General features: G+C 62.9%; 17 protein-coding genes. 6 read left to right on the forward strand and 11 right to left on the reverse strand.

The window, feature by feature from the left end; genetic code table 11:
- The first annotated feature begins 230 nt into the window (after positions 1 to 230).
- Complete coding sequence (locus SH809_10560; GenBank protein ID MDZ4700136.1) at positions 231 to 1,460, forward strand: ABC transporter permease; 1,230 nt, start codon at positions 231 to 233, stop codon at positions 1,458 to 1,460.
- A gap of 23 nt (positions 1,461 to 1,483) precedes the next feature.
- Entirely contained in the window at positions 1,484 to 2,188 is a 705-nt protein-coding gene (gene rpiA / locus SH809_10565; GenBank protein ID MDZ4700137.1) for a ribose-5-phosphate isomerase RpiA, read from the forward strand.
- A 96-nt stretch (positions 2,189 to 2,284) separates the two neighbouring features.
- Here rpiA and SH809_10570 read toward each other — a convergent pair whose 3' ends face one another.
- The 6 genes from SH809_10570 to SH809_10595 all read right to left on the reverse strand — a co-directional run bounded on the left by SH809_10570 (position 2,285) and on the right by SH809_10595 (position 8,827).
- A complete protein-coding gene (locus SH809_10570; protein MDZ4700138.1) occupies positions 2,285 to 2,944 on the reverse strand; it encodes an energy transducer TonB in 660 nt (219 codons plus the stop codon).
- A 184-nt stretch (positions 2,945 to 3,128) separates the two neighbouring features.
- Entirely contained in the window at positions 3,129 to 3,488 is a 360-nt protein-coding gene (locus SH809_10575; protein MDZ4700139.1) for a VanZ family protein, read from the reverse strand.
- A complete protein-coding gene (locus SH809_10580; GenBank protein ID MDZ4700140.1) occupies positions 3,485 to 5,071 on the reverse strand; it encodes an NAD(P)H-hydrate dehydratase in 1,587 nt (528 codons plus the stop codon). Before SH809_10580 ends, SH809_10575 begins: the two co-directional genes overlap by 4 nt.
- 55 nt (positions 5,072 to 5,126) lie before the next feature.
- A complete protein-coding gene (locus SH809_10585; GenBank protein MDZ4700141.1) occupies positions 5,127 to 6,821 on the reverse strand; it encodes an Ig-like domain-containing protein in 1,695 nt (564 codons plus the stop codon).
- A gap of 3 nt (positions 6,822 to 6,824) precedes the next feature.
- Positions 6,825 to 7,469: a hypothetical protein gene (locus tag SH809_10590; GenBank protein ID MDZ4700142.1), complete on the reverse strand. Its 645-nt coding sequence runs from the start codon at positions 7,467 to 7,469 to the stop codon at positions 6,825 to 6,827.
- A gap of 134 nt (positions 7,470 to 7,603) precedes the next feature.
- On the reverse strand, positions 7,604 to 8,827 hold the full coding sequence (locus tag SH809_10595) for a Glu/Leu/Phe/Val dehydrogenase (GenBank protein ID MDZ4700143.1): 1,224 nt from the start codon (positions 8,825 to 8,827) through the stop codon (positions 7,604 to 7,606).
- A gap of 456 nt (positions 8,828 to 9,283) precedes the next feature.
- Here SH809_10595 and SH809_10600 point away from each other — a divergent pair, with 456 nt between their 5' ends.
- Positions 9,284 to 10,081, forward strand: a complete 798-nt coding sequence (locus SH809_10600; protein MDZ4700144.1) for an RNA methyltransferase — start codon at positions 9,284 to 9,286, stop codon at positions 10,079 to 10,081.
- Positions 10,082 to 10,148: 67 nt separating this feature from the next.
- Here SH809_10600 and SH809_10605 read toward each other — a convergent pair whose 3' ends face one another.
- A complete protein-coding gene (locus SH809_10605; GenBank protein ID MDZ4700145.1) occupies positions 10,149 to 10,712 on the reverse strand; it encodes an RNA polymerase sigma factor in 564 nt (187 codons plus the stop codon).
- 154 nt (positions 10,713 to 10,866) lie between these two features.
- On the opposite strand from SH809_10605, the gene SH809_10610 reads away from it, so the two are divergent.
- Both SH809_10610 and SH809_10615 read left to right on the forward strand, forming a co-directional pair.
- Positions 10,867 to 12,000: a glycosyltransferase gene (locus tag SH809_10610; protein ID MDZ4700146.1), complete on the forward strand. Its 1,134-nt coding sequence runs from the start codon at positions 10,867 to 10,869 to the stop codon at positions 11,998 to 12,000.
- Entirely contained in the window at positions 11,997 to 12,548 is a 552-nt protein-coding gene (locus tag SH809_10615) for a thioredoxin fold domain-containing protein (GenBank protein ID MDZ4700147.1), read from the forward strand. The genes SH809_10610 and SH809_10615 overlap by 4 nt, the downstream gene beginning before the upstream one ends.
- Before the next feature lie 17 nt (positions 12,549 to 12,565).
- Here the strand turns inward: SH809_10615 and SH809_10620 are convergent, their stop codons facing one another.
- Positions 12,566 to 13,396 (reverse strand): nitrilase-related carbon-nitrogen hydrolase, encoded by an 831-nt coding sequence (locus tag SH809_10620; protein MDZ4700148.1) that lies wholly within the window; start codon positions 13,394 to 13,396, stop codon positions 12,566 to 12,568.
- Positions 13,389 to 14,291, reverse strand: coding sequence for a peptide chain release factor N(5)-glutamine methyltransferase (prmC, locus tag SH809_10625; protein ID MDZ4700149.1), 903 nt, complete (start codon positions 14,289 to 14,291; stop codon positions 13,389 to 13,391). The genes SH809_10620 and prmC overlap by 8 nt, the downstream gene beginning before the upstream one ends.
- Positions 14,292 to 14,504: 213 nt before the next feature.
- Between prmC and glgP the strand changes: the two genes are divergently transcribed.
- The gene (gene glgP, locus SH809_10630) at positions 14,505 to 16,565 is read left to right on the forward strand and encodes an alpha-glucan family phosphorylase (GenBank protein ID MDZ4700150.1); all 2,061 of its coding nucleotides are present in this window, start codon (positions 14,505 to 14,507) and stop codon (positions 16,563 to 16,565) included.
- 105 nt (positions 16,566 to 16,670) lie between these two features.
- Here glgP and SH809_10635 read toward each other — a convergent pair whose 3' ends face one another.
- Both SH809_10635 and SH809_10640 read right to left on the reverse strand, forming a co-directional pair.
- On the reverse strand, positions 16,671 to 17,498 hold the full coding sequence (locus SH809_10635) for a phenylalanine 4-monooxygenase (protein ID MDZ4700151.1): 828 nt from the start codon (positions 17,496 to 17,498) through the stop codon (positions 16,671 to 16,673).
- Between the two features lie 135 nt (positions 17,499 to 17,633).
- Positions 17,634 to 17,843, reverse strand: a complete 210-nt coding sequence (locus SH809_10640) for a hypothetical protein (GenBank protein MDZ4700152.1) — start codon at positions 17,841 to 17,843, stop codon at positions 17,634 to 17,636.
- Positions 17,844 to 17,858 lie beyond the last annotated feature (15 nt).

Consider the following 17,858-nt stretch of genomic DNA (forward strand, 5'->3'; position numbering starts at 1 on the left):
CCCCTCCTCGATTCGAGAGCCTGCCCCGTACTTGATACGGGGAGGGGCCTGAATTGTCACGCGGCAGCGCACTCCTTTGTAAACTGTCCGAAGTATTAAGGTTGCAGGTTGCAGGTGTGAAGGTTTTTGGTTCGAAGGTCGCAACTTGCCAACCTGCAACTTGCCAACCTGCAACCTGTAACCTGTAACCTGCAACCTGTAACCTGCAACCTGTAACCTATAATCGTCCCATGGGATTTGGAGAAGCGTTTCGAATGGCGATTGATGCGTTGCGGGCGAATAAAACCCGCTCGTTCCTCACGCTGGTCGGTATGATCATCGGAGTGTTTGCCATCATCGTTTCCGTTACGGCCGTTGAGGTGATCGATGTCTACTTCAAGGACTCGATGCAATTCCTGGGATCGTCCACCTTTAACGTCACACGGTACCCGCAAATACGCGTGGATGGCGGCCGGCGGGACGAACGCAACCGTCCGAATCTATCCTACGAACAGATCGAGCGTCTCTCGTCTCTGATGGAGTTGCCGGTGACGGTGAGCGTGATCGAGGACTTTCATTTCGGAGCGGTTCGTTATGGCTCGCGAGAAACCGAACCTAACCTGGTGTTGCTCGGGGGCGATCAGAACTTCCTGGGCAACTTCAGCTACGAGTTGGAGCAGGGGCGCTTCCTGACCGAGCAGGATGTGCAGTACGCCCGGGGTGTAGCCGTCATCGGGAAGCCGTTAGCCGATGAGCTGTTCCCGAGCGAGACCCCCCTGGGCAAGTCGATCCGGATGGACGGTCACCGCTATGAAGTTGTCGGCGTGCTCGCGGAGAAAGGCAGTTTTCTCGGATTCAGCCAGGACAATCGCATCGTGACGCCGATCACGCGACTCTTCACGCTGTATGGCAGCACGGACCGCAACATCGGAAGCGTCAGCCTGCGGGTTCAGGACCCCGTCCTGCTAAATGCCGCCATGGAGGAGGCGATCGGCCGGATGCGGGCCATCCGCAAGGTGCCCCCGGGAGAGGAGAATAACTTCGAGATCGCCACGAACGATACCTTTCAGGGCTTCTTCGATGCATTTACTGGTGTATTGCGCGTGGGCGGCGCCGGCATCGGCCTCATCTCGCTGTTTGCCGCCGGCATCGGGATCATGAACATCATGCTGGTGTCCGTCACCGAGCGGACCCGCGAGATCGGCATCCGGAAGTCGATCGGCGCCCGCCGGAAAGACATCATGCGTCAGTTTCTGTTGGAGGCGTTTTTCCTGTGTCAGATCGGCGGGCTGATCGGCATCCTGCTCGGCGCGCTGGTTGGCAACGGGGTGGCGTTGTATTTCGACATTCGTGCGGTTTTTCCCTGGGATTGGGCGATCATCGGCATCGTGATGGTTACCTTCATTTCTCTCATCTTTGGCGGATTCCCGGCCTACAAAGCGGCCCGGCTGGATCCGATCGATTCGCTGCGTTACGAATAACGTGGCCGGCCTCTCTAACGCATATGGATAAGGCGAAGCAAGACGCGGCCAAGCAGGCCCTCGGCGAAGCGGCGGCTCGACTCGTGGAGGATGGCATGCGCGTCGGGTTGGGAACGGGCTCCACGACGGCGCTCGCGATCGAGGCTATCGGTCGACGCGTTCGAGCAGAAGGTCTTCGCATCGTCGGAGTACCCACGTCCTTCGCCGCGGAGCGCCGGGCCAGAACGTTCGGAATTCCGCTTGCGACACTGGACGATGTGGAAGCCCTCGACCTCGCGATTGATGGGGCGGATGAGGTGGACCCTGCTTTTAACCTCATCAAGGGCGGTGGGGCGGCCCACACCCGAGAGAAAATCGTGGCGGCCCTGGCAAAACGCTTCGTGGTGCTGGTAGATGAGTCCAAGCTCGTTCGCCGGCTGGGCCTGACCCGCCCTGTCCCACTAGAAGTGTTACCCATGGCGCTGGCGCCGGTCCAACGCGCGCTCGAACGACTGGGCGCGAAACCCGAACTGCGCATGGCCGTGCGGAAAGACGGTCCAGTGGTGACGGACCAGGGCTTCTGGATCGTGGACGCCATGTTCCCTCCGATCGAGGACCCGGCGCGACTGGCGATAGAGCTGCAGGCGATTCCCGGGGTGCTGGACCATGGTCTGTTCATCGGCCTGGCCCACGATGTTCTGGTGGCGGCCGACGACGGAACGGTGCGCGAACTCGTGCGCGAAGCCTAACCGCACGCCTTAACCAACCGAATGAAAAAAGCCCTCTCCGGCAGCGCAGGAGAGGGCTTTTTTGGTCTCTTAGGCCCCGATGAAACGCTGTAAGCGTTACTTGAGCTTAAACGTGATCGGGAGCGACATTTTCACCGGCACGGCCTTGCCACGCTGACGACCCGGCTTGAACTTCGCCTGGCTGACGGCGCGAACCGCCTCTTCGTCGCACCCGGCGCCGATGCCGCGGACAACCACGGGATCAAGCACTTCCCCGTTGACGCCAACGACGAACTGGACGAACACGCGTCCTTCAACGCCGGCTTTCTTCGCGATTTCCGGGTACCGGATCTTGCTCTGGATCGAACCGAGGCCGCCGATCAACTCGGGCATGTCCTCCACGATCATGAAAATTTCGGTCTCTTCTTCTTCCTCCTCAGCCGCCGGCGGAGGAGGAGGGAGGTCCACGATCTCCTGATCTAACTCGAGAGAGACGTCGAGATCCAGGTCTTCGTCTTCGAGGATCTCATCGTCCGGCACCTCGACTGGAACCGGAGGCTTCGGAGGGGGCGGGGGTTTCTCTACTTGCTTCGTCTGCAGGATTTCTTCCATTTGCACGATCTCCTGCTGGACCTCCACCACCTGGAAGCTGGAGTCCGACGTGAGGTCGAACCGGAAGGCTGCGATGAGGACCACAAGCGCAAGGACCAGACCTACCTGGACAAACAGGTGGTACTGGCTACGCAGGTTGGCTTTGTCGGATTTTCTTAAAGACATGGGCGCACGTCACGCTAAATGAGGATAATACCCGTTCTGGCGGGCCCCTAAGATAAAGAAGGGAAACTCGGAAGATCAATGCCGCGACGCGGATTCCTGAGATTCCCCTGGGATATCTATTTTATAGACACCGTGGCGCCCTGGAAGTTGCCGAGGTGGCTGCCTTCAGGCACATGGCTCCGGGTTACTGCCATCGTTTCCGCTCGATCCAGTGCTGAACGCCGGCGGCGGTGAAGAGCCCGATCAGGTTCGCGGCTGCGTCCAACGGATCCGGCGTGCGATCCCAGGGCAGCAGGCCCTGATACACCTCCGTGCCGATGGCATACAGCGCCCCGAGGCCCAGGACGAGGGCAAATCGGTAGGGGAGCTTTTGGGGGAGTGCGCGCAGCCAGAGCCAGCCCAGGCCCATAAAAAGTGAGAAGTGGACGATTTTATCCGGACGCAACAGGTCGATGTCGAGATCGGGCAGGTCGTTACCGGGAATGGAGCAGGCCGCCATGATGCCCAGCGTCCATCCGATAGCCAGTACATAGGCTCGGGTCATGGATCGACGTAAAATCGGGTGCGAAAAAGGTCGGGAAGATGGGGGGTGAGATCGCTGGCCATCATGGCACGGGGGTTCACGGACGCGGCGTGGCGATCGGCGGCTGCCCCGCCGATGTGCAGGGCGCACAGGGCGGCGTCGAGGGGCGAGAGGCCCTGGGCGAGGAAGCCTGTGCATAGACCGGCCAGGACGTCGCCTGTTCCTGCCGTCGCCAGCAGGGCGTTGCCGGTGCCATTGATGAAGACGCGGCCATCCGGCGCGGCCACGATACTCGGCAGGCCCTTTACGATGAGCACGCACTGCCAGCGCCTGGCGTAGGCGCTGGCGAGCGTGATACGGTTCGAGGTGTCGACTTCCCCGCCGGCCAGCGTTCGAAACTCCCCCAGGTGCGGGGTGAGAATCCAGTCGCCGGCGGACAGATCGGCGATGTGTGCCTCCATGCCGGCGAGCGCCACAAGGCCGTCCGCATCCACCACAGTCGGCAGCCGCGCGCGCTTCAACAGGGCCCGGACGAATGCCTGCGTCCCTGGCTGGCGTCCGAGCCCGGGGCCAACCAGGAGCGCGCGGGCTTTTTTCAGGGGCCCCTCCAGGGCATCGACGGCCGGTCCGGCTTCGATGCCATCCGCATTCGTTGGCAGCGGCGCGGTCATGACATCGGTGAGTTTGACGGCCAGCACGGGCTGGGCCGGGGCCGCCGTCGCACAGATGACCGCACCGGCTCCGGAACGTGCGGCCGCCTCGGCCGCCAGAGCCGCCGCTCCGGTGAAGCCGACGGAGCCGGCGACGACGAGCGCCGTCCCCACGCTGTACTTGTGGGCATCGTGCGCCCGGGTGGGCAATAAGGCGCGGATCGCCGCGTCGGTGGTGCGATGGGCACATCCGGGCGCGGCCGCGGCGCGGGCGATGAGATGGGCAGGGATGCCGATTTCAACAGTTTCGATCCACCCGGCCACGCGAGGTCCTTCGCCAAGCAGCAGACCGGCTTTCAACGCCCCCATCGTGATCGATCCATCGGCCACTACCGGCCGGCCATGCGCTTCGCCCGTGTCGCTGTCGAGGCCAGTAGGGATGTCCAGCGCGACCACGGGTACGTCCGCCGCGTTGATCGCGTCCACCACCTCCTGATACCGAGCGCCCAGCGCACGCGTCAGTCCCGTGCCCAGCAACGCGTCCACGAGCAGATCGGCGCTGGCGAGTCGGTCGAGGGAATCGGAGGCCTGGAGGTCGAACACGGCGACACGCTCGCCGTCTTCGGCGACGAGGCGTTCCAGCAGGCGATAATTGAGCGCCGCATCGGGCGGCAGCGCCTCGGCATTGGCCATGCAGCCCGCGAACACGTGCGCACCCCGGGCATGAAGCACGCGTGCCACCACGAGGCCATCGCCCCCATTATTTCCGGCGCCGCACAGGCACACCACTCGCCGGCCCATCACAGCGCCAAAACGGGACTCGATGACCCGCACCGCCTCGCGGCCGGCGGTCTCCATCAAGGTGAAACCCGGGATGCCGAACACCTCGATCGTCTCGCGATCGGCGGCGCGCATGGCGGCTGCGGTCAGGACGGGGAGGTGAAGGGGTTGCATGTACGGGGTTTAAGGATCAAGGTAGGGGGGCAACCTTAACCTACGCATCAAACGGCTATTTGATTGTCAGGGTATCACTCAATTCGGTTGCCCATCGAGCGCGTACCGTGAGGCTGTCCGTGCTCCACTGGATTGGTTCGGCAAATGCAAACGGAGCGATAGCGCCGCCGTCCCACCGCATGTTGCCGTTTCGGTCCAGGAACGCGCGGACCCGATACCGAGTCTGCGCTGGCAGGTTGGAAAATAAAAAACGGCCCTCCGCATCGGTGGCAACGGCCGGGATGGGCTGCGAAGGGGGCTGATAGGGCATGAGTTCGACCACCGGCGCACCCGTCGCTCCCGAATCGGCCCGGGCAACACCGCTCAGTTCCCCAAGTTCGTCGGGGGAGAGGTAGGCGAATGTCCGCGTGAACACGGTGTCGGGCTGGCCCACTTCGCTGCCGGTCACACGCAGGCTAAACGGCACACCGGCAGCCATTGGAAGCCGGGGCGCCAGGGTATAGGTAACGCCGTCCTGTGTCGAGGCCGCGTAGGGAAAGGCTACGCCGGTCGAATCCACCAGCGAGGCGATGCGGGTCAGTCGTTCGGCCGCCACAGGCGCGCTTAGCCGCATGCCCGGGTGTTGCCCGGGGAAAAGCGTTTGTACCGTCCCCGCCGGCGCAAGCCCTGCCGCCGGGGCGAACGACACGAAGCGCACCTGGACGGTATCCTGTGCGGCGGATGGGGAGAAACCGACGGTGTCGGCCACGACGGGGTTCAGGCTCGAATCCGCCAGCCCGCCGGGCTGGATGGTGTGCCGCGATGCGAACAGGGGCGCGGTCTCGACGAACACCTGACGCGGGTCCTCGACCTGGAGGTAGACGGCTTCGACGGGCACGACCTGCCGGCTCACCGAGTCCCGCACCGTCCACAACGCCGGGTTGGTGTCGAGGAACTGAATGGATTCCGAGAAGCGCAACGTGAGGCGGCGATTCGAGAGCGCGCGGACGCGTTGCAGGGCCGGCGGAATCGTATCCAACTGCGTCAGCAGCCACGGACGCGGCGCCGGGGTACCGAGGGAGTCGGCGATGAGGAATGAGTCCGGCGGCACGGCGAAGGGTTCCACGCCATCGGGCCTCGCGTTGCGGTTTAGATCTCGCAAGCCGATGACGAAATAGGGCTGCTCGCTCAGGAAGTCGAACGCGAATCGGCCATCGGAGTCGGTTTGCGTCCGATAGGCCGGCCGTTCCGGGAGGGTCGGCGGCAGCGTCGAATCCGGAACGGCGTAAGCAAAGACATCGACCGTTGCGGCTGGATCACCTTCCAGTGCATCCACGACTCGCCCGGCGAGCCGGCCCCGGTTGATCACGGGACCGGTGGCAAAGGCGATCGTGATCGGCTGCTTGAGGGCGACCCGGTTGAGGTCGCGCAGTTTGGTGTCGAGCGTGACGATGTACGTCGTGTTGGGGCTCAGCGCCTCGGGAAACAGGATCGATACGGCTCGTTTTCGCCAGCGGTAGGCGGGTGGGCGTGGGAACTCGGGCGTGATCGAGACGGCCTGGGCGAACGAGGCCTGATCGACGTATTCGGAAAACACGAGGTGGAGTTCGGTGGCGTCCACATTGACGCTCTGGGACGCCGGCACCGCCGACACGACGGCCGGCGGCGCGGTATCGGTGGGTCCGCCCGTGGGCGCTACCGGGATGGCGCATGAGGCCATGAGGCCGGCAGCGGCGAGGGATGCCGCAGGCAAAAAGCGCGGGATGGGCATCGATCAGCTGTCCTCGGCGCGTTCGCTGCGCAGGGTGAAAAAAAGATAGGCGCCGAGCACCGTGGCGCCCACGGCCAGGGTAGGCTCCAGAATCCGTCGGAGCCAGCGTGCCTCCGGAGTGGACGCCCGCGTCTCGGCATAATCGTTTGTCGTCAGAGAGGCGGCGATCGACCGGGGGAAGCGGTCTTCAAAGGCGTCGTTGCAGGTGCGTGTGTCGATGACGCGGCCATCCGGGGCCAGAAGCGTGGCGTCGAGGGCGAGGGTGACGCGCCGGTTAACGGTGCGTCGCCGCGTGCGAGTCAGGGTCACCCCGGCCTGGCGCACATCGATGCGGATACCGGGAATGTTCGGAGCGACGGAATCAGCGAGGAAGACGGAGTGTTGGGCCCGTGCGCCGGCGGCCGCGAGGGCCGGAACGAGGAAGGGCATCCGTTCCAACGGGAGGATGCGGTAAGCCTGGAGGCTATCGGCCAGAGGAGAGAGGCAGCGGACGGCCATCGTCTGGTAGGCCTCGAGGTGGGAAGGCTGGCCGCCGGCCGGCGCCACCCATCCGATGCAAATCCAGCAAAAAAGCGCGAGGCGCATGGCTTCCAGGGTCGGTTCGTACAGATCTGCCTTATAGCGCGGGCGGCTCGCTTTGTTTTCCATGCCTCCCTGGATGGCCGGTGCAGGAGGGAGTGCCCTGGTCTTTTTGTGGGGGCTGGAGTCCGCGCGCAAAAAACAGCGCAGGCACCTCGAAGGATGCCTGCGCTGGCCATGTACGTCATCCGGGAGGGCGCCGATCAGGCGTAAATGCCGCGGAGGCGGAGCGCACGGGCGACTTTGTCGACCGCCAGCACGTACGCGCCAATTCGAAGTGATACGCTGTAGTTCTGGCCGGCGTCGTAGACTGTGTCGAAGGCCGTGCGCATCATGCGGTCGAGGCGGCGGTTGACGCGGTCGAGCGTCCAGAAGTACCCGTGTCGGTCCTGGACCCACTCGAAGTAGGAGACCGTGACCCCGCCGGCGTTGGCGAGGATGTCCGGGATGACCATGACGCCGTTGGCGTTCAGGATGTCGTCGGCGGCCGGGAGCGTGGGGCCGTTGGCACCTTCGGCGATGATCTTCGCCCGAATGCGGCCGGCGTTTTCGACGGTAATCTGATCTTCCTTTGCGGCCGGCACTAGGACATCCACATCCAGGGTAAGCAACGTGTCATTGGAGATCGGCTCGGCGCCGCTATACCCTTCGAGTGAGTTTTTGTTGGCTTTCGAGTACTCGATCATGGCCGGGATATCCAGGCCGGCGGCGTTGTAATAGCCGCCCGAAACGTCGCTCACGGCGACGATCTTACAACCCTGTTCGCGCAGCAATTTTGCGGCGATAGAGCCCACGTTGCCGAAGCCCTGCACGGCCACCGAGCACTCGGAGGAGCGAAGATTGAGGCGCTCCATCGCGGCCAGCGTCACGGTCATCACCCCGCGTCCCGTAGCTTCGATGCGTCCGAGGGACCCACCGAGCACGATCGGTTTCCCGGTCACGACGGCGTTGTCCGTGCGGCGGACGTGCATGGCGTAGGTGTCGAGAATCCAGGCCATGATCTGCTCGTTGGTGTTCATGTCCGGCGCCGGAATATCCCGATCGGGGCCAAAAACGTCGATCATGCTAGCGGTATAGCGGCGGGTGAGGCGCTCGAGTTCGCCCGGGCTCATCTCGCGCGGGTTACAGATCACGCCCCCTTTGGCACCGCCGAACGGGACATTGACCACCGCGCATTTCCACGTCATCCACGCGGCCAGTGCTTTGATTTCCTCCAGGTTCACGTCGGGCGCGTACCGAAGGCCGCCCTTGCTCGGGCCCAGGATTTCATTATGGATCACTCGGTAACCCTCGAACACCTTCAGCTGACCGTTGTCCATCATCACGGGATTCGACGTGATGTGGATGCGTGTCGGGGAACACAGGTATTCGTAAAAACCATCCTCGAGGTTCAGGATATCGGCGGCGACATCGAATCGCTTCTTCATCGACTCGAAGGGATTCTCATGGTCCCGTATCGGGGCCGGTTCTCTGTAGACTGAGTTTGCGTAAACCGCTTTTTTACTGGACATGTTCAAACGCCCTGGGAAGATCTATCGTGGAAGAAGGCTTGCGGCCATATCCAACTTGGAAGCGCTTTCGGGGCTCCCCGTTTCACCCCATTAACGGGTACGGAGGCGACGCGTTTGCCGGGGATATGGCGCGAGAACATTACGTAGGATGCACAAACAGCTTCGTTCAACCGAATGAAGGGGTCCGTGCCGGGTGCCGTAGCCATGCCATCAAAGATGAAATCGTGGATTAACCGTTGGTATCGGCTGACGCGATGTATCTTCTAGACGTGCTGCGGGGTCGTATCAAAGAAAGTAACGACGAAGAACAGGTGGCTATGCGCAGTCAATACGCATGGAAAGGCCGGCGGATCGGGGATAGATATCAAGAATATGGAAAATTTTTCGCGCCTCTCGGAGCGCAGGCGTAAGGAGATCGCCACGCTCCAGCGCAAAAAGGGGCGGATGGATCTGGGGCAGGCCCTGGTAGAGGGATGGCGCGGGGTAACCTCCGCGCTCGACGCCGGCGTGCCCGTGATCGACCTACTCGCGGCGACCGGCTCTGAAGAGGATCCCCGCCTGCCGGCCCTCGTCCGGCGCGCAGGGCGCGAGGCCATTATCCTGCCGGACCACGTATTCGCCCGGCTTTCCGATGTCGATACGGCCCAGGGCATCCTCGCCGTGGTGCCCATCCGGCATCTGGCGATCAGGGACCTGGTGGATATGCGGCGGGTGATCGTGCTGGATGGCGTCCAGGATCCTGGTAACGCCGGCACGATCATCCGAACGGCCGGCTGGTTCGGTATGGACGCCGTGGTAGCCGGTCCGGGCTCGGCCGATCCCTACCACCCGAAGGTCGTCCGCGCGACCATGGGCGGGCTGTGGGACGTGGGAATCGCGGAGGTAGATGACCTCGTCGGCACCCTCGCGGCGTTGACGGCGGCGGGCTTCGCGTGTGTCGGGGCAGACCTTCATGGGGAAGCACTGGCCGGCTGGATCCCTGCCGAACGAACGGCGCTGGTGCTGGGGAGCGAATCCCATGGACTCTCGGAAACCACGCTGCAGGCGCTCACCCACCGTGTCGCGATCGCTGGTGCCCCCGATCGCCGCGGCACGGAGTCGCTCAACGTCGCCGTTGCGGCCGGCATTATGTTGTATGAATGGATTAAAAAATCAACGAGTAACGATTAAAAAATAAAACGATATAGGTTAACTTTTCCTTCAAGTGAAGGGAAATTCAATCGTTGGTCTTCAATTCTTAATATTTCGATGGTAACATCAACACCAGGCCGGTGAGGGCCATCAGCGCCTCGCGCATTTTTTCCATGGCGCGTTTGACTTGCATCTTGATCGCGGCCTCGGTGGTGTCGACGATCGTCGCGATCTCCTCGTAGCGATACCCGTACGCTTTGAGTTCGATGATCTGGCGGGCCCGGGGGGAGAGGGAGGCGAGGGCGCGCTCGAGGTCGATTCCGGCGCCTTCCTGAGGCGGGGCGCCGGAGTCGCGTGGAGATTCGTCGGGATCGAACAGGTTTTCTTTCGTCCGATAACGCCCTCGATACAGGTCCTGCAGTTCGAACAGGGCGGCTTTCATCGCGAAGGCCTTGAGGCTGCCGGCCTCTTTGAGGTCTTTTAAGCCGTGATGGACGCGCAGGAGCGTGTTCTGGACGAGGTCGTCGATTTCCGTTCGCGGGCCGATGCGCTTAATAAAGAACCCGCGCAGGATGGGCTCCAGATGGTGCAGCAGGCGCTCCAGCGCTTTGGCGTTGCCCTGTCGGGCCTGCTCCACAAGGTTGGTATCGAACGCGTTCGATGGCGGCATGTCCGAAGATACGGGTCCACGCCGTTCGACGCGCTACCGACCGTGCGTGAATCTTGGATTCTCCATCCACGCAGGGGGCGCGTCGCACGGGTTGCTGGCGCGATCCAAGCGTGGGGCGTATACTGCGCGCACCCGGACCGATGCCAGCCACCGCATGAAAGCAGATGTCGTTTTTGCCCTGACGGGCGAAGTGAGGCGTAATTCACGAGCGCTCAAGCAGCTTCGGGCGCTGGCGGCGCTCGGGCGGCGCACGCTGGTGGTGGATCTGGACGATCCGGCGACGCCGGATCCCGACGTGCCGGGCGCCCGGGTCATCTCCCTTGGCCGGCCCACGGGGAGTGGTCCGCGTTTTTTTCGCGAGGTGCATCGGCGTTTTACCCGCGCGTTGGGGTCTACCACCGGCGCTGTCTACCACGCGAGCGACCTCTACGTGCTGCCCGCCGCGGCGCGCGCGGCGGGCCGGCAGGGTGCGCGCCTCGTCTACGACGCACGGGAGCTGTATCCGTTTGTAGCCTCTACAGCCGGCCGGCCCTGGGTAACACTGTTCTGGCATCTACTCGAGGGCACGTATATCCGCAGGGCCGACGCGGTGTTTACGGTGAGCGCGGGTATCGCCCATCGGCTCGCGACCCAGTACGGCATTCCGGAGCCGGCCGTGCTGTTTAACGTGCCGGAGCGGAAGTCCGTAGCACATACCGATTGGCTCCACGAGCGGCTTTCGCTGCCGGTGGATCGGGTGATCGTATTACACCAGGGCAACATCCAACATGGCCGAGGCGGGAACGTTCTGATCGAAGCCATGCGACAGGTTCGGGGCGCGGATCTCGTATTTCTGGGAGGTGGGTCGATGCGGCCGGCGCTTGAACTGGCAGTCCGTGCGGGTGGGATCGAGCGGATTCATTTCCTCGATCCGGTGTCGCCGGCGGAGCTCCTCGCCGTGACGGCCTCGGCGCACATCGGTGTGACGCTCCTCGAGGATACGTGCCTCAACCATCGGTTTGCCCTGCCCAACAAGCTGTTTGAGTATCTGATGGCCGGCCTGCCCGTCGTAGCGTCCGATCTGCCCGAGATTCGTGGCGTGGTGGCCGGCTTTGAGGTCGGCGAACTGGTCGACGCCGGGGAGCCGGCGTCGATCGCCGCGGGCATCCAGCGTCTGGTGGACGACCCGGCTCGTCGGGCGGCCTGCGCCGGTCGCGCCGGCGAGGCTTGTGAAACTTTTAGCTGGGAAAGGGCATCTGAACGCTTCACTCACGTCTACCGCGGTTTTCCTGTGATCGGTCCATCATGATGCGTTTCTTTGCCCTCGTGCTCTTATCAATTGTATGGATTCCAACGAGCTGTAAAGGCCCCGAGGGGGATCTAGCCGCTGCGCCGCTGTTCGCCGGCGCTACGCCCGAACGCGCAGCCGCGCCTCCCATTGAGTGGATCGATTTTCAGAAGGCGCTCGCCCTCGCGGATTCGTCCGGGAAGGTCGTTCTCGTCGATGTGTACGCCTCCTGGTGCCCCTGGTGCGCGAAGATGCAGGACTCGGTGTATACGCAGGCGCTCATCAAAGAATATGTAGCCAAACACTTCGTGACGGCCCGGCTCAATGTGGAGCAGGTGGATGATGAGATCAATTTCAAGGGGTACAAGCTCAACTCCTCGCAGCTTGCCTCGGGATTTGGCGCCGAGTCGACGCCGACGACGGTATTCCTAACGTCCACGGGCGACTACATCACGCGGCTACCCGGCTACCTGGATGCTGAAGGTTTCATGCGCGTCCTGACGTACATCGGCAGCGAGGCGTACAAGCACAAATCGTTCGAGCAGTTCATGAGCGAAGCCGCCGGCTGAGTCTCCTCCACCGGGTTTCACCCCTCCTTATCCAGAAGCATCCCGTACTGGTCGGGGCGCCGGTGTCTGAGGAAAAGCCGCCGCGCCGGCGAGTCAGCGCAGCGCGCGAGGTCGATATCCGCCAGCAGAATCGCCTCCTCCCCGCCCGGCGCCCGGGCCACCACCTGGCCGAAGGGATCCGTGACAAACGATTCGCCGCCGAAATGGAGCACGTCCTCCTTGCCGACGCGGTTTGCCAGGGCCATGAAATAGCCGTTTTGGAATGAGGCCACGCGTAATTCAGCCTCGTAAAGCCCCTCGGGCCACTCATCGGCCGCGCCGGCCTGTGGCACCACGACGAGGTCCGCACCGGCCAGCGCCAGCGCCCGTTGGTATTCTGGAAAATGGCGGTCGTAGCAAATGGCCACGCCGATGCGGCCGGCGGCCGTGTCATAAACCGGAATGCCGGTGTCGCCGGGTGTATAGTACCCCTGTTCGTGAAAGCCCGCATAGTCGGTGATGTGCATCATGCGCGTTCGTCCCAGCAGGGTCCCGTCGGCATCGATGACGGGCGACGTGTCGAACGCTTCCCCACCATGACGCTCGTAGAAGTTGAGGATAACGACGACCCCGAGTCGTCGGGCGGCTTCCTGAAACGCCTTTGTCGTAGGGCCGGGGATGGGCTCGGCGAGATCGATCGAGTCCGGCGTGGCACGATGCTGCGGGAAAAAGGGCGTAAACGCCAGCTCCGGATAGACGACGAGCTGGGCGCCGGCGCGTGCCGCCGTTTCGAGCGCCTCGAGGCCGCGTGCGAGCGAATGGGCGCGGTCTGCGGTCGGTTGTTGCTGGATGAGGGCGATTCTAAGCATAGGATACCGTCGTGTGAATAAACGGAGGGTTGCGCGCGTGCACAAAGCGGAGGCGGCCGGCGAAGTCCGCATGGGTTTCTACCTCGGAGAAGCCGGCGGAGCGGAATCGATCCGATACTTCGGCCGCAAAAGCGGCATAGATCTCGACGAGGACGGCCCCCCCGACACGAAGTGCAGGGCTGGCTTGCCGCGCGATCGCATCGTAGAAAACAAGGGGATCGGGGCCGGCGAACAGCGCCTGGTGCGGTTCGAAATCGATCACCTCGGGATCCATCGTCGGCCGATCCTCATCGGGGATATAGGGTGGATTGGAGAGAATGAGGTCGAAAGGCGACGCCGCGAGGTCGGCCAGGGTTTCTTCCAATAGATCGAATCGGGCGAATTCGATATCTGTTTGGGCCTCTATGGCATTTTCACGCGCGATGCAGAGCGCCGATTCACTGATATCCACCGCGACGACGCGGGCGTCTGGCCGGCGGTGTTTCACCGCAATCGCGATGCAGCCGCTGCCTGTGCCGATATCCAGCACACGGGGCGCCGTGCGGCCGGCGAGGGCCTTCAGCCCGTGTTCGACCAGCTGTTCCGTTTCCGGGCGTGGAATCAAAACCTCCGGCGAAACACGAATTCTGTGCCCGAGGAATTCGGTGTAACCCAGGATATGCTGGAGCGGTTCATGACGGGCGCGGCGCGCCAGCATGCCGGCGAACGCTTCCTCCTGGTGAGGCGCGATCAGCCGCTCCGGGTAAGCGTACAGGGACGCCCGTCCCACGCCGAGCACTTCGCCCATCAACCACTCGACATTCCGCCGTGCATCTTCAATGGCAGCGTCGTTGAGCACCTTGATCGCCTCGGCGAGCGCCTGGTGGACGGTCCGGGGGGGCGTTCGTTGTTGCATGGAGTCCTATTTTGCGTCGAAGCTAATATAATGCGCCAGCCGGCCGATAAGCAGAACATGCAATTCTTGCTGCCCCTCGAACCGGTAGGCTCTTTTGTTATATAATAGCGATTCGCGAAGGTAAGCAGTCGCTTGCTGCAGGCTAGCGCCAACGACCGCCGGCGAATGGCCCGTACCCCCCCTTTGTTGCAATCACCATACTTCCGAGGTTACATGACGACACGAGAAAAGCTCAACGCGACTGCCGCCAACCTCTGGTGGAGCTGGAATCCTGAGGCTCAGGACCTGTTCGAGACCCTTAATCCTGCCGTCTATCTGGCATCGAACCGGAATCCAGTGGCGGTGCTCCGCAGCGTCGACGAAGCCGCCATCTCCCGTGTGTCTGGCCAGGTGGATCGGGTATATGCCGATTTTCAGAAGTACATGACGGCGGCTCCCCGCTTTGGCGATGCGCCCAGGGTTTCGTATTTCTGCATGGAATATGGTCTCCACGAGAGCCTGCCGCTGTATGCCGGCGGTCTGGGCATCCTCGCCGGCGACCACGCCAAGTCCGCCTCCGACCTCGGCGTCCCCTTCGTGGCAATCGGGCTTTTCCTGCGCAACGGGTACTTCCGCCAGTATTTCGACCATTCCGGCTGGCAGCAGGAGGAATATCCGATCATGAACCCGGCCGACCACCCGGTCACGCTGGTGACTGATGCGAAAGGGGAGCCTATCACGATCACGGTGCACCTCGGGACGGTTCCGCTGGAGATTCAGGCCTGGCGGGTGGATATCGGTCGGACGACCATGTATCTGCTCGACGCCGATTTCCACCGCAACCCCTACGAATACCGCGAGCTGACGGGCCGGCTCTACCAGAACGGTCGCGCCGTCCGCATCCAGCAGGAAATCGTCCTCGGAATCGGCGGCGTCCGTCTGTTGCGCGCCCTTGGGATAGAGACCGACGTCTACCACATGAACGAAGGTCATTGCGCCTTCCTGACCTTCGAACTCCTCCGCGAGCGGCTCACGTCGGGGAATATCCTGTCCGATAGCAGCTTCGCGGAGGCCGAGACGTGGGTCCGCGAACGATGCGTGTTTACGACGCACACGCCCGTCATGGCCGGCCATGATCGTTTCGACCCGTCGATCTTCCTCGAACAGATGGAGGGCTTCCGGCACCAGCTCGGCTTCTCAGGCCACGATCTCCTCAGCTACGGGCGGGTGTATCCGAACGACGTCCACGAACAGTTTACGATGACCGTCCTCGCCCTTAAGCTGGCGCGTACATCGAACGGGGTTTCGGCGCTGCATGGTGAGGTGGCTCGCCGGCAATGGGCGCACCTCTTTGCGGATCGCCCCGTCAGCCAGGTCCCCATTGGCCACGTCACCAACGGCGTGCACTTGCCGACGTGGACCGAGCCCCAAGCCCAGGCCTTCTTGACCAAACATCTGGGCGACTGGCGGCCGCACGCCGCCGACGCCGACTTCTGGAAACGCGTCCAGGATATTCCGGATGAAGCGTTATGGGCGTTGCGCACCACGCTTCGGCACGCATTGATTGCGGGGGTGGACAGCCACCTCAAAACGCACTCGATCCCCGCCAAAAGCCGGCTCGACCCGGAGGCCCTGACGATCGGGTTCGCCCGCCGCTTCGCGCCCTACAAACGCGCCGGCCTCCTCTTCCACGATATCGAAAGCGCTGTTGCCCTCTTCGCCCGTGAAGATCGTCCGATCCAGCTCATCTACGCCGGAAAGGCGCACCCCGCTAACGACGAAGGGAAGCAGATCATCCAGCAACTCTTCGAGGTGGCGAAGCACCCGGCGATTGCCGGCCGGCTGATCGTCATGCAGGACTACAGTATGGCTACCGGTCGCCAACTCGTTGCCGGCTGCGACGTGTGGTTGAACAACCCGCGACGGCCCTATGAAGCCAGCGGCACGAGCGGTCAGAAGGTGACCCTCCACGGCGGTCTCAATCTCTCTATTCTCGATGGCTGGTGGCCCGAAGGATTCGACGGCAAAAATGGCTGGGCGATCGGTCACGAAGCCTCGGCGGACCCGAAAGACCACGCCGTACAGGATCGCGAGGACGTGCGATTCCTCCACGAAGTGCTCCTCAACGAGGTCATCCCGATGTTCTACGACCGTGATGAAAAAGGGCTGCCCCGCCAGTGGATCCAGTTCATGCGCGACGCGATGACCACCCTGCCGGCCGCCTTCAGCGCCCAACGGATGCTCATCGACTACATCGAGCAGATCTACCGGATTCCCAGCGCGGCGAAAGCGTAGAGCCTCGCTGTGCTCGCGGTCAGGAGCGTGCTTTACAAACAGCCATGACCGCTTGTGCACGACCTGCGGCCGCTGGCCGCTCCTGATCGCGAGTATTAGCGAGCCTCACACCATCCCTTTCCCTTTCGCCCAGGTCTTGAAGCCGTCGACGAGTTGGTCGAAGGAGTCGAGGACGTAGAGGATAGGTTGGAGGTGCCAGACGTCGTAGTCTTGCGACGTGATGGCGTCGGTGGAGAAGGGGCGGACGTCGACCTGGTTGGAGAGGGCGTGAACGACCTCGTCTTTCGAGGACAGGATGCCGGCGCCAAAGATGCGCAGGCCTTCAGCCTGTTTGATAAGGCCGAACTCGACGGTGAACCAGTGGAGCCGCTCGAGCATCGGGCGGTCGGCGCCTCGGGCGTTGAGGGCGGCCCGGCCGAAGAGCTGGTAGAAGTCTGCGAACGCCGGCTCGGTGAGCATCGGCATGTGTCCGAACATGTCGTGGAAGCAGTCGGGCGCGGGGGTATAGTCGATCTCGTGCCGGCCGCGGATGTAGTCGGTTGACGGGAAGACGCGATTCGCGAGTAGATCGAAGAAGTCCTTCTCGTGCAACAACCCGGGGATGCGGGCGACACGCCAGTTCGTGGCGGCTTCCAGGGCGGCGCTGAGGTCGCGCAGGGCGGGGATGGTCTCCGGGCTCATGCCCATCAGGCGGACACCCTGGAGGTACGCTTCACCGGCTCGGCCGGGAAGCAATTCCATCTGACGGTTGAACAGAAGACGCCAGGTTTCGCGGTCGATCGCGGAGTACTCCGGGGGGGCGATGGCGTCGCCAATGGGAGGCGGTAATTCGAGATGGTGAGGAATGCAGCGGGGGTCGATCGACTCGGCGCCGGCTTTTTCAAAGGCCGAACGTGCGTCGTCGAGCACGCCGGTAGGGGTGGAATTCATCATGGTTCGGGTACTCGTCTATATAAAAATAGGAAGCGCTTCCGAAAGGGGTTACAACACACGGGGTATCGGCTGGGATCCTCCCGAGGATGAATCGGCGTGGAAATGCAGGAGCGCGATTTTGGGGATCAGGAGGGGTCACATGCGCTCGCTTCGACGCGCCAAAGCGGTAACGACCAGGTAGCCGAGGGAGGCGCATCCCGCGAAGCCGGCCGCGAAGCGGGTGATGCGTAGGTCTCCGGTAAACAAAAAATCCGACAACATCCCTATCGCGCCGAACAGCATTCCGAAGACGATGGCGCCGAGGACGATGGCCGGCCAGGAGTTAAACGCGGTGCTGTCGAACATGGGCGCATGGGTTTC

Source organism: Rhodothermales bacterium, assembly GCA_034439735.1.
In the GTDB taxonomy this organism is placed as follows: Bacteria; Bacteroidota; Rhodothermia; order Rhodothermales; family JAHQVL01; genus JAWKNW01.

Coding starts and splice junctions, on each gene's coding strand:
- SH809_10560 (MDZ4700136.1), top strand. CDS start 231: ATGGGATTTGGAGAAGCGTTTCGAATGGCGATTGATGCGTTGCGGGCG.
- rpiA (MDZ4700137.1), top strand. CDS start 1,484: ATGGATAAGGCGAAGCAAGACGCGGCCAAGCAGGCCCTCGGCGAAGCG.
- SH809_10570 (MDZ4700138.1), bottom strand. CDS start 2,944: ATGTCTTTAAGAAAATCCGACAAAGCCAACCTGCGTAGCCAGTACCAC.
- SH809_10575 (MDZ4700139.1), bottom strand. CDS start 3,488: ATGACCCGAGCCTATGTACTGGCTATCGGATGGACGCTGGGCATCATG.
- SH809_10580 (MDZ4700140.1), bottom strand. CDS start 5,071: ATGCAACCCCTTCACCTCCCCGTCCTGACCGCAGCCGCCATGCGCGCC.
- SH809_10585 (MDZ4700141.1), bottom strand. CDS start 6,821: ATGCCCATCCCGCGCTTTTTGCCTGCGGCATCCCTCGCCGCTGCCGGC.
- SH809_10590 (MDZ4700142.1), bottom strand. CDS start 7,469: ATGGAAAACAAAGCGAGCCGCCCGCGCTATAAGGCAGATCTGTACGAA.
- SH809_10595 (MDZ4700143.1), bottom strand. CDS start 8,827: ATGAAGAAGCGATTCGATGTCGCCGCCGATATCCTGAACCTCGAGGAT.
- SH809_10600 (MDZ4700144.1), top strand. CDS start 9,284: ATGGAAAATTTTTCGCGCCTCTCGGAGCGCAGGCGTAAGGAGATCGCC.
- SH809_10605 (MDZ4700145.1), bottom strand. CDS start 10,712: ATGCCGCCATCGAACGCGTTCGATACCAACCTTGTGGAGCAGGCCCGA.
- SH809_10610 (MDZ4700146.1), top strand. CDS start 10,867: ATGAAAGCAGATGTCGTTTTTGCCCTGACGGGCGAAGTGAGGCGTAAT.
- SH809_10615 (MDZ4700147.1), top strand. CDS start 11,997: ATGATGCGTTTCTTTGCCCTCGTGCTCTTATCAATTGTATGGATTCCA.
- SH809_10620 (MDZ4700148.1), bottom strand. CDS start 13,396: ATGCTTAGAATCGCCCTCATCCAGCAACAACCGACCGCAGACCGCGCC.
- prmC (MDZ4700149.1), bottom strand. CDS start 14,291: ATGCAACAACGAACGCCCCCCCGGACCGTCCACCAGGCGCTCGCCGAG.
- glgP (MDZ4700150.1), top strand. CDS start 14,505: ATGACGACACGAGAAAAGCTCAACGCGACTGCCGCCAACCTCTGGTGG.
- SH809_10635 (MDZ4700151.1), bottom strand. CDS start 17,498: ATGATGAATTCCACCCCTACCGGCGTGCTCGACGACGCACGTTCGGCC.
- SH809_10640 (MDZ4700152.1), bottom strand. CDS start 17,843: ATGTTCGACAGCACCGCGTTTAACTCCTGGCCGGCCATCGTCCTCGGC.